The 11,641-nt window shown below is 32.7% G+C and carries 10 protein-coding genes and 1 pseudogene; all 11 read left to right on the top strand.

Annotation, left to right across the window (positions count from 1 at the left end; all coding sequences use genetic code 11):
* Positions 1-49 precede the first annotated feature (49 nt).
* On the top strand, positions 50-1,333 hold the full coding sequence (gene aroA / locus HMPREF9423_RS04100) for a 3-phosphoshikimate 1-carboxyvinyltransferase (RefSeq protein ID WP_006155563.1): 1,284 nt from the start codon (positions 50-52) through the stop codon (positions 1,331-1,333).
* Entirely contained in the window at positions 1,326-1,802 is a 477-nt protein-coding gene (locus tag HMPREF9423_RS04105) for a shikimate kinase (RefSeq protein WP_006148063.1), read from the top strand. Before aroA ends, HMPREF9423_RS04105 begins: the two co-directional genes overlap by 8 nt.
* On the top strand, positions 1,799-2,647 hold the full coding sequence (gene pheA / locus HMPREF9423_RS04110; protein ID WP_006148064.1) for a prephenate dehydratase: 849 nt from the start codon (positions 1,799-1,801) through the stop codon (positions 2,645-2,647). The genes HMPREF9423_RS04105 and pheA overlap by 4 nt, the downstream gene beginning before the upstream one ends.
* Positions 2,644-3,972, top strand: a complete 1,329-nt coding sequence (locus HMPREF9423_RS04115; RefSeq protein WP_006148065.1) for an LCP family protein — start codon at positions 2,644-2,646, stop codon at positions 3,970-3,972. The genes pheA and HMPREF9423_RS04115 overlap by 4 nt, the downstream gene beginning before the upstream one ends.
* A gap of 142 nt (positions 3,973-4,114) precedes the next feature.
* A pseudogene (locus tag HMPREF9423_RS04120) lies at positions 4,115-4,474 on the top strand (LicD family protein); the annotation flags it as partial.
* A gap of 102 nt (positions 4,475-4,576) precedes the next feature.
* Positions 4,577-5,788: a CDP-glycerol glycerophosphotransferase family protein gene (locus tag HMPREF9423_RS04125; protein WP_006148067.1), complete on the top strand. Its 1,212-nt coding sequence runs from the start codon at positions 4,577-4,579 to the stop codon at positions 5,786-5,788.
* Positions 5,788-6,753: a glycosyltransferase gene (locus HMPREF9423_RS04130; protein ID WP_006148068.1), complete on the top strand. Its 966-nt coding sequence runs from the start codon at positions 5,788-5,790 to the stop codon at positions 6,751-6,753. Before HMPREF9423_RS04125 ends, HMPREF9423_RS04130 begins: the two co-directional genes overlap by 1 nt.
* Positions 6,754-6,760: 7 nt before the next feature.
* Positions 6,761-7,864, top strand: a complete 1,104-nt coding sequence (locus HMPREF9423_RS04135; protein WP_006148069.1) for a glycosyltransferase — start codon at positions 6,761-6,763, stop codon at positions 7,862-7,864.
* Between the two features lie 12 nt (positions 7,865-7,876).
* Positions 7,877-8,896 (top strand): sulfotransferase family protein, encoded by a 1,020-nt coding sequence (locus tag HMPREF9423_RS04140; RefSeq protein ID WP_006148070.1) that lies wholly within the window; start codon positions 7,877-7,879, stop codon positions 8,894-8,896.
* A gap of 32 nt (positions 8,897-8,928) precedes the next feature.
* On the top strand, positions 8,929-10,383 hold the full coding sequence (locus tag HMPREF9423_RS04145; protein WP_025170155.1) for an O-antigen polysaccharide polymerase Wzy family protein: 1,455 nt from the start codon (positions 8,929-8,931) through the stop codon (positions 10,381-10,383).
* Positions 10,383-11,417, top strand: a complete 1,035-nt coding sequence (gene tarQ, locus HMPREF9423_RS04150; RefSeq protein ID WP_006148072.1) for a teichoic acid biosynthesis protein TarQ — start codon at positions 10,383-10,385, stop codon at positions 11,415-11,417. The genes HMPREF9423_RS04145 and tarQ overlap by 1 nt, the downstream gene beginning before the upstream one ends.
* Positions 11,418-11,641 lie beyond the last annotated feature (224 nt).

The raw sequence follows: 11,641 nt of genomic DNA on the forward strand, positions 1-11,641 counted from the left end.
GACTTTTTATGATAAAATAAGAAAAAGTATTGTCAGTATGAGGGCCGGTATGAAATTAAAAACAAACGTTAAGCACTTAAATGGTAGTATTCGAGTACCAGGAGATAAGTCCATCAGTCATCGCTCTATCATTTTTGGAAGCTTGGCTGAGGGTGAGACTAAAGTTTATGATATTTTGCGAGGAGAAGATGTCCTTTCGACCATTCAAGTTTTCCGTGACCTTGGTGTTGAGATTGAGGACAAAGACGGTGTCGTTACCATTCAAGGTGTTGGGATGGATGGATTAAAAGCACCTCAGAAAGCCCTGGATATGGGGAATTCTGGGACATCTATTCGTTTAATTTCAGGCGTCCTTGCTGGTGCAGACTTTGAAGTAGAGATGTTTGGGGATGACAGTCTTTCTAAACGCCCAATGGATCGTGTAACTCTTCCCTTGAAAAAAATGGGAGTTAGCATTTCTGGTCAGGCAGAGCGAGACTTGCCACCGTTGCACTTAAAAGGAACGAAGAACTTAAAACCTATTCAATACGAATTGCCAATTGCTTCTGCCCAAGTCAAGTCAGCCTTGATTTTTGCGGCTTTGCAGGCTCAAGGACAGTCAGTCATTATCGAGAAGAAGTGCACTCGTAATCACACAGAAGATATGCTCCAACAATTCGGAGGTGATTTGAGTGTCGATGGTAAGAAAATCACTGTTCAAGGGCCACAGAAACTTAGTGGACAAACGGTTGTCGTACCAGGAGATATTTCTAGTGCAGCCTTTTGGTTAGTAGCAGGTTTGATTGTGCCAAACTCTCGTGTGGTACTTAAGAATGTCGGTATTAATGAAACACGTACAGGTATTATCGATGTTATCCGAGCTATGGGCGGGAAATTAGAGATTACTGATATTGATCCAATTGCCAAATCTGCAACCTTGACTGTCGAGACTTCAGAACTAAACGGGATAGAAATTGGCGGAGCCTTGATTCCACGTTTAATTGATGAATTGCCGATTATCGCGCTCCTTGCTACCCAAACTCAAGGTCAAACAGTTATCAAAGATGCAGAAGAACTCAAGGTTAAAGAAACGGATCGCATTCAAGTTGTTGCGGATGCTTTAAACAGCATGGGAGCAACTATTACTCCTACAGCAGACGGAATGATTATCAAAGGGAAATCTGCCCTCCATGGAGCCAAAGTCAACACCTTTGGAGACCACCGTATCGGTATGATGACAGCCATTGCAGCTCTCTTAGTTGCAGATAGAGAAGTTGTATTGGATCGAGCCGAAGCTATTAATACTAGCTATCCAAGCTTCTTTGATGATTTGGAGACTTTGATTCATGGCTAAGGTTTTACTAGGTTTTATGGGTTCAGGAAAAACTACTATTGCTAGAAAGCTAGATCCTGACTTTGTAGACATGGATGCCTTGCTGGAAGACCGACTGGGGATGCCGATTGCTCGTTTCTTTGAAGAAAAAGGAGAAGCAGCTTTTCGTCAGGTGGAATCAGAAGTTTTAGCTGATTTGCTAAAAACAGATCAAGTTATCTCCACAGGTGGAGGAATAGTCATTTCTCCTCGAAATCGTACCTTGCTTAAGCAGAATCCAGACAACATCTACCTTAAAGCAGATTTTGAGACACTTTACCAGCGAATTTCAGCTGATAAGGACAATCAACGACCACTATTTCTAAACAATAGTAAGGAAGATTTAGCTACGATTTTTGATGAAAGACAAATCTGGTATGAGGAAGTGGCTAGTCAGATTGTTGATGTATCAAGATTAAGCCCAGAGGAAATTATAGAGGAACTGAAATGAAAATTGCCTATCTAGGTCCCAAAGGATCTTTTTCGCACCATGTAGTGCAAATGGCTTTTCCTCATGAGGAACTAGAGCCTTTTTCAAATATTACGGACGTTATCAAGGCCTATGAACAAGGTTTGGTGGACTATTCAGTAGTGCCAGTTGAAAATTCTATTGAAGGTAGTGTTCATGAGACACTGGACTATCTTTTCCATCAAGCTCGCATTCAAGCTGTTGCAGAGATTGTTCAGCCAATCCACCAACAATTGATGGCAGTACCAGGACAGTCTAAAATAGAGAAAATCTTTTCTCATCCGCAGGCATTGGCACAAGGGAAGAAATTTATTGACGAGCATTATCCAGACGCTCAACTAGAAGTCACTGCCAGTACAGCATACGCTGCGCGCTATGTTTCCGAACATCCAGATCAGTCTTTTGCGGCCATTGCCCCCAAAAGTTCGGCTGGAGAATATGGTTTGGAATTAATTGCTGAAGATATTCAAGAGATGGAAGCCAATTTCACTCGCTTTTGGGTGTTAGGTCCCAAGGCACCACAAATGCCCTTGAAAGCAAATGCTAAGAAAATGAGTCTAGCATTGACCTTGCCAGACAATTTACCTGGCGCTCTTTACAAGGCACTCTCGACCTTTGCTTGGCGCGGGATTGACCTGACTAAGATTGAGAGTCGTCCCCTTAAAACAGCCTTGGGTGAATACTTTTTTATCATTGATGTAGACTATGCTGATAAAGAATTGGTCTATTTTGCTCAAAAAGAATTAGAAACGATTGGAATCCAGTATAAAATACTAGGATCTTACCCTATCTATACCATACAGGATAAAGGGAAGGAGAAGGAATGACTAGAGAAAATCCTCTGACACACCATGAGAAACTACGTTACGACTATCTATTAAAAAACATCCACTATCTAAATGATAAAGAAAAGAGAGAGTTTGCTTTTTTACAAGCTAAGCTGGATGGTCAACAAGAAGCTCGTTCAGTTGTAGTAGAAGAAGCAGAAAACCAAGACTATACGGAACCTAACACAGGTCTTCCGAGTTATACAAATCGAAGCCGTGCTAGTCGACGTAGTAGTCTCCCTCAACCAAAAGCTAAGATTCCTAAGCAGAAGAAACCAAAAAAACCAAAGAAAAAAAGAGTCTTTCGCTTTAAACGCATACTTGCTTGGTTAGGGATGCTGTTGCTTTGTGCTGCAGTAGGAATGATTTTCATGTTCTTGAAAGGTTTCCAGTCAGCAAATCCGAATGGCTCAAGTGGGTCGAAAGATGCCAAGGCTGCCCAAGTTGAAGTCTTTAATGGACAGGATACAAGAGATGGTGTCAATATTCTTATTTTAGGGACAGATGGCCGTATTGGACAGAATAGTGCAGAAACACGTACAGATTCCATTATGGTTCTAAATGTAAGTGGTAAGGATAAAAAGCTTAAGCTGGTCAGCTTTATGCGAGATAACCTAGTTTATATTGATGGCTATAGTCAAGTCATTAACGGTCAAAAACAAGCTGACCATAAGTTGAACTTGGCCTACGAATTGGGGGAACAAGAAGGAAAACAAGGGGCTGAAATGGTACGTAAGGTCCTCAAAGATAACTTTGACCTAGATATCAAATACTATGCCCTTGTCGATTTCCAAGCCTTTGCGACTGCCATTGATACGCTTTTCCCTGACGGTGTGACTATTGATGCCCAATTTTCAACTCTAAATGGAGTTCCAGTTACAGAAGCTACAGTCGGTGATGACTTGCATGCAACAGAAACCGAGTCACCTACACAGACTATTAAAGTCGGAACGCAACAAATGAATGGTTCTACTCTCCTTAACTATGCACGTTTCCGCGATGATGATGAAGGGGACTATGGCCGTACTCGTAGACAGCAACAAGTCATGACGGCTGTCCTACAGCAGATCAAAGATCCTACAAAACTTTTCACAGGTTCAGAAGCACTTGGTAAAGTATTCGCCATGACATCTACAAACCTTCCTTATACCTTCTTATTGACCAACGGATTATCCGTCCTTGAAGGAGGTCAGAACGGTATTGAAAGACTAACAGTCCCGGAACTTGGCGACTGGGTAGATGACTATGATGTCTATGGAGGTCAAGCGCTTCGAGTGGATCAAAAAGCTTACCAGAATAAGCTAGCCCAAATGGGATTCAGATAAAAAATAAAATAAAATCAAAGCTTGAAACGTCTAACTAAATGGGTGTCTCAGGCTTTGATTTTTCACATGGTTAGATGGATTTTTTGGTCATTTTTATGGTATAATGAAATGATGTAATTCTATAGAAGAGGACGAGAAAGAGATGAGTGATTTAAAGGCTATTCAGGCTCGTAGTTTAGAAATGGCTGAATATTTTGTCGCCTTTTGTAAGGAGCATAACTTGCTCTGTTATTTATGTGGCGGAGGTGCTATCGGTGCTTTACGGCATAAGGGTTTCATCCCTTGGGATGATGATTTGGACTTCTTTATGCCCCGCAAGGACTATGAAAAACTAGCAGAGTTATGGCCTCTATATGCGGATGAGCGTTACTTCCTATCAAAGAGTTCTAAAGACTATGTAGACCGTAACCTCTTTATCACCATTCGAGATAAGGAGACGACTTGTATCAAGCCTTATCAACAAGATTTGGATCTACCACACGGTTTGGCCTTGGATGTATTAATATAGAAGCATTATCTAAAACATCATCTTTTAGTTTTGTTCAAAAAGAACAATGGTGGAGTTTAAATTAAACTACAAACCTGTAGAAGTGGAGGAACAAATTTGAACAGAAATTTTGTTGAGAAGTTAAGATTGATTTCTATTAAAGATATTATTTCGCTTATATTTATTTTTCCTATAGCCTATGTTATTTCTCTATTCTTTAGACGTAGAAATAAAAATCTAATACTAATATGTGAAAGTGAAAAAGAAGCTAGAGATAATGGCTATTGGTTGTTTAAATATATTAGAGAAAATCACCCAGAGGAGAATGTAATATATGTTATTGATCTGAAATCTCCTGATGCTCATAAAGTCAAAGAGTTAGGAGAATGTATACAGTACTGGTCTCTGAGACATTGGATTTATTATCTAAGTGCAGGAGTAAATGTAAGTACACAAAAAGCAGGAAATCCTAATGCAGCTGTTTTTAATCTTATGGAAGTATATTTAGGATTAAAAACTAATAAAGTATTTTTACAGCATGGAATAACAGTTTCGGATGCCAAATGGTTATATTATGAAAATACAAAAATGCGTGGCTTTATATGTGGGGCAGAGCGAGAGTATAATGTAATAGAAGAAAAATTCGGGTATCCAAAAGGGTATGTACAATATTTGGGATTTCCAAGATTTGATAATCTCCATAATAACATTGTAAAAAATAATCAAATTCTTGTTATGCCTACTTGGAGAGAATGGTTAAATTTAAATACTAAAGCTAGAAATAATTTTAATGAAGGAAGTATTTTTACTGAAAGTGAATACTTTAAAAAATGGAATGAATTTTTAGTAAATGATGACTTAAGAAACTTTTTAGAAAAAAATAATCTAACTTTAATTTTTTATCCGCATAGAAACATGCAAAAAAATTTACAAGAATTTCAAACTTCTACAGATAATATTATATTGGCAGATTGGAAAAAATATGATATACAAGAATTATTAAAAGAGTCAGCTTTTTTAATTACAGATTATTCAAGTGTATTTATGGACTTTGCTTATATGAGAAAACCAGTTTTGTTTTATCAATTTGATTATAAAAAATTTAGGGAAGGACAGTACGAAGAAGGATATTATAACTATAAAGATGGATTTGGAAAATCTATAGATACCCTAGATGAATTGATAACAGAGATAAAAAAACAATTTAAAAATAATTGGATTTTGGAAGATAAATATAAAGGAAAAATTGATAAGTTTTTTAGAATACATGATGATCAGAATTCTAAGAGAGTATATTCGTTTATAAAAGAAATAATAGGAAAAAAATAATGAAACTAACTATAGGTGTACCAGTATACAACGGTGAAAAATATATATCACGTTGCATAGATTCTATCGCAAAAGAGTATGAGGCAGTGAAAGATAAAATAGAATTAGAACTGCTAATTGTAAATGATGGATCAAAGGATAGTAGTGAAACAATGTTAAAGGGATATAGTGAAAAATTATCCTATCTAAAAGTTATATCTCAAGAAAATAGAGGATTAGCCCATGTTAGAAGAGTAACTTTAGAGGAGGCAAGTGGAGATTATCTATGGTTTGTTGATGTAGATGATGAGATAGAAAAAGGTGCACTAAAATTTATAGCTAATCAAAAATTAGAAGAAGTAAATATTTTTGATTATAGGGTGGGATACGAGAATAGTGAGTTGGACTATATAAGTATGGGAATAGAAGAGTATACTATACTAAATTCGAATAAAGAAAGAAAACTTTTTACCCTACCAAATGCTGTATGGCATTATATATATGATTTAGAATTCTTAAGAAAAACTAAATTAACATTTAAAAGTGGCTATTTATATGAAGATTTCGAGTTCATGGCAAGACTTTGGCCTAATGTAACTAAAGCAAAATATTTTAATTTTAGTATATATAAATACTATTTAACTGAAGGTTCTATTATGCGTGGCGGAACAGCTATTAATAAAATAAGAGATATAGAAGTAATGTTAAAGAGTGTAGAAGAATATTATGCAGAAAATTATCCAGGGGAATATAAAGAAGAGTTAGAATATTATAACTGGTACCATATTTTGTATGGTGGATACGCTAATATTTTAAGAATTGATGAAAAGTCTCCCTTATTAAAAGATTATCTTGAAAAAGTAAATAAAAAATATCCTAATTGGATAAAAAATAAATATTTAAAGATTCAACCTTTAAAGAGAAAACTACTGATGTATTTAATAAAATATAATCAAAAAAGTATAGTAAAAAAACTATTGAAATAGGTGAAATATGAGTAAAAAGAAAATTTTATTTATTACCTGGTCTTTTAGTTTGGGTGGTGGATCTGAAAAAATTTTGGAAAACATTTCCAATGGATTAACTGATGAATATGAAATTGATGTTTTAGAGATAAACCATCACGGTATTGGACAAAGTAACAATAGAAAAGTCAATGTATTAAAACCTATATTCAAAAACCTAGAAAATGCTAGTGTTTTTAACAAAATTAAGTGGAAGCTATTTTTGTTTTTTCCAAAATTATTTAGATATCTAGTAACAAGGAAAAAATATGATTATGAAATAGCATTTAATTATTTATATCCAGTTTACTTACTTAATAACGATGCGAAAACAATGTCGTGGAATCATGGAACAATTTATAATTTGCAAAATCATAAAATATCTAGGATTAGACAAGGTAAAAAACTAAGATCTGTTAACAAAATAATAGCTATTTCAGAAAAAACAGAAGAATCCATCAAAGAAATTTATCCTGAGTATAAGAAAAAAATAGAACTAGTATATAATGGATATGATTTTAATGATATCAATGCTAAATCTCTTGAAAATGCGGAAATTAAATTTGAAGAGGATAGTCTTATCTATATAGGACGAATAGAAGAATCAAAAGGCATAAAGAGACTGTTAGAAATTTTTAAGAATGTGGTTGAAAAGATTCCCCATAAAAAATTATATCTATTAGGCAAAGGCGATTTAGAGGAATATGTTAATAAATTTATACTTGATAATCAATTAGAGAACAATGTTTTTATGCTGGGCTATGTTAAAAATCCGTATCCATACATAAAAAAATCTTCTTATGTCATTTTATTATCAGAAGCAGAGGGCTTTCCTACCGTTTTAGTCGAAAGTTTAGCTTTGGGAAAGGGATTCATTAGTACTCCTGTAGGGGGAACAAATGAACTATATAATTCTCAAAAATGTGGCTTTGTTTCAGACAACAATGAAGAAATTACCAATTATATTGTAGAAGAACTTAGTAAAAATAAGGAAAATAGAATAATAAAGTCGGAAGTGTGTAGAGAACATGTAGATAAATTTTCCTTAGATAAACAAGTTGCTAGTATAAAAAAAATCATTAAAGAATTATAGGATGATAAAAATATGGATAAAATCATAGTTCCTATGAGTTATATGGGAAGTGGATCTTCTGCTGTGACAGATTTATTAAAAGAATATGAAGGAATAAACACAAAAAATTCAGACTTTGAGTATGTATTCTTATATGCACCCGATGGATTATTTGATTTAGAATATAAATTACTATATAATAATAATGCTATAAGAAGCGATGAAGCCATAAAGAATTTTAGAAAACTCATGGAAAAGTTGTATCATTATGATGGTTGGGGAATAGCTAATTATAAAGATAAAATATCGCATAACTTCATGAATGTGGTAGAATCTTATTTGGATTCTATAATAACTAATAAATATCAGGGGATTTGGTATTATCATCAAAAACCTTCAAAAATTGCCTGGCTTATGAGAGTAATAAAGAGAATTATCTTTAAAAAGACAACAAAGCCAAAACAAGTGCAATTAGAAATGAGTATGGTATCGTCGGATGATTTTTATGAAAAAAGTAGAAAATTTATTTTAAATGTAATAAAAGAAATTTCGGATAAAGAAGAGTATATAGTCCTAGATCAGCTTTTATTGCCTCATAATCTTAATATAATTGATAATTATAAAATTGAAGAGTTATTTCCAATAATAATCTCTAGAGATCCTCGGGATGTATTTATAATGAATAAATACTTTTGGAAGCCCAGAAATCAAGAGGTGCCATATCCAACCGATGTTAAGGAATTTTGTAATTATTACAAAATGATGAGAGAAAATGAGAAAAAAACAAATACTTTAGCATTACGATTAAATTTTGAAGATTTAGTTTTGAATTATGAGGAAACAAAACAAGATATAGAAAATTTCATCGGTATAGATTCTATCCATCATAAAGCAAAGTTTGAGTATTTCAACCCAGCTATTTCTGTGAATAATTTACAAGTTTACAATAGAGACGATAAATACAGGGAGGAAGTAGAAGTGATAGAGTTAGAATTATCAGAGTACCTATATAATTTTAAGGAACGTATTGTTTCTACTGGGGATGTTTTTTAAATTTTCGTGTAAAGGGATGAGGTGAGTATTTGATATTAGATTGGAAAAGAGTGTATTATTTAATTACGCTATTTAGCTATGTTATAACTATTTTTTTAGGAATTGCATATATATATAATAACTCGATTATTACGTTACTGATAACTTTAGTTATGCTTATTATAAGTAGTGTTTTATATTGTTTTAACAATATAAAGTATTATGTAATCCACCTTATTTTTTACATAACAATATTTCTTTTTTTAGTATCTAGACCAACAATAGATTATTTCAAATACGGACTAATAAATACCTATCAGGAAGATGCCTATAGATTTTCATTTTTGGCTGTTATTGTTTCTATTATTGGATTAACGATAGGAGGTTTATTAGTTTCTAAAAAAGAAAATAATAAAAAAGAGGGATATGAAACCCAAAAATCTAGATTATTCATACATAGTATAAGAAAGGTATCTCTAACAGTATTTTTAATTTCATATCCGTTCTATTTAATTAGGTTAATCGAACGGCTAATGTATAGAATAAATGTATCATATTATGAATATTATGCAGAGTTCAAAAGTGAACTGCCCTATTTTACATATACATTATCGACGTTTGTAGTTTATGCTATGTGTATTTACTTAGCTACTAAACCAAGTAAGCGTCATTCTACAATAGTATTAGGCCTGTTTGTTACGGCTAATATAATAAACCTTTTAATAGGAACAAGAAATCCATTTGTACTTAGTTTGATATTTTCATTTATTTATTATTTTATGAGAAATCAGACAGAAAAAGGAGTATGGATAGGTATTAAAGAAAAAGCTATACTCTATATAGGTACACCAATCATGATGCTAGTTATGGGTTTTTTGAATTATGCCCGTGATGGGGCAGGAATTGGTAATATGAGTTTTTCTGAACTTTTGATAGATTTTATCTATAAACAAGGGACTAGTTTTGGTGTTTTAGCGAGAGGCTACTTATACGGAAGTAATTTGCCGATACGAGAATTTAGAAATTATACCTTTAGTCCCATAATTGAGTATATCACTAGGGGAAATTTAGGAATTTTATTTGGTGGGACTCCATTTGTTAGTGCTAATAATAGCATCGAGTTAGCTCTTGAAAGTGATAGATATGCTCATAATATCTCGTACATTGTTTTGAGACAAGATTATTTAGCAGGACATGGAATAGGCGGAAGCTATATAATGGAGATATATACTGATTATGGTATGATTGGAATATTTTTGCTGAGCATTATAATGGGAATATGTTTTATATTCATGATGAAAACTTCATATAAACCAGGGATACTGTTGTTTAGTATTACATTATTAATTTTAAATAATTTGTTCTTTATGCCAAGAGGGAGCTTTACGGAGAGTTTCTTTAATTTAGTTACATTGCAATATTGGGGGATAGTTATTGTTATATTTTTTGTAGCAGGTTTAATAAATAGAAAAGTAAAACACGTAATTAACAATAAAGGAGATGTATAATGTTTGATAATTATTCGATTGCAGATTTATTTGCAAATATTTATAAAAAAAGAGTATTAAATCTAGTTTCATTAGTCGTTCTATTTCTATGTTTAGCAGTTCCATACTCTTATAAAGTGCTTACAACAAAGTCTATTGTAAAGGATACTAGTAATTATTCTAGTTATCTTTCATATAAGATAACTGCGCCGTTAGAGGAGAACACAGTACCTAATAATACAATTGGAGGATACAGTGATTTCTATGGTCATTTAATTAAATCTAATTTAAATGGTGCTTATTTATTCAATGATCTACCTGAAGAAGATATGAAAAAAATCGCTTCAGAGTTAGGGACAAGTGAGATTACACTTAAAAATTCAAATTTTGATTTTTGGGACAAAAAAGTAGAAGTGAGTTCCTTATTAAACAATGCTGGGATCACGGTAAAAATATTGACACAGAGTAAATTAGCAAATGATAATATCGAACAGAAATTAGATTTGTTAATAGATAAATATAAACATGTATACTCTGGTGTCACAGTTGAAAAATTAGAGACAGTTTATTCAAAAGAGCTTAAAAATAGTGACAGAGAATCTGGAGTTAGTAAAGCTACTTTGTTTATTCGTTTGATTATACTAGGAATAGGTGCTTTGATTTTAGTATTATTTGCTAATATAGCAGCTTATATTTTCAATCCAACTATCAATAGGGCGGGCGATTATGAAAAATATGGTGTAGATTTTATTGTAAAAATAGATAATCAAGAGAATTTTAAAGACATTTTAGATTATAAAAATGGAAATAAGAATTTACTATTATTGGCAACAAATAAAAACGTTATTGATAAATTTTCTAAAACATATGCTAAAGTTTTGCCAGAAAATATTCTAATAGGAAATATGAGTGACATTAAGTCAATACTAGAATCTGATAATATTTTATTTATTGAAGAATATGGAATAACTAAATATAAAAATTTTGAAGAAAATTTACAGGTTATAAAAAATTTAAATAAAAATTTGTTAGGTGTAGCTACATATAGATTATAATATATGTAAAAGATAGAGAAAGGTATACTATTTTTCTAAAATTTAGCTATCTTTACTAACTGTTATTGAGTGAATAAAAATTAAATCTGAAGTGGATAGAAGAAGTCTACTACATGAAAAGTCATCATTTGATGGCTTTTTTGTGTGCGACGAGCACATCGGACATTGGCGCTATAATTTTATCTTGTTATTTGTTTTCATTTAATAAAACTTTGAGAGTGCTT

It is taken from the genome of Streptococcus infantis ATCC 700779 (assembly GCF_000187465.1).
GTDB lineage: Bacteria > Bacillota > Bacilli > Lactobacillales > Streptococcaceae > Streptococcus > Streptococcus infantis.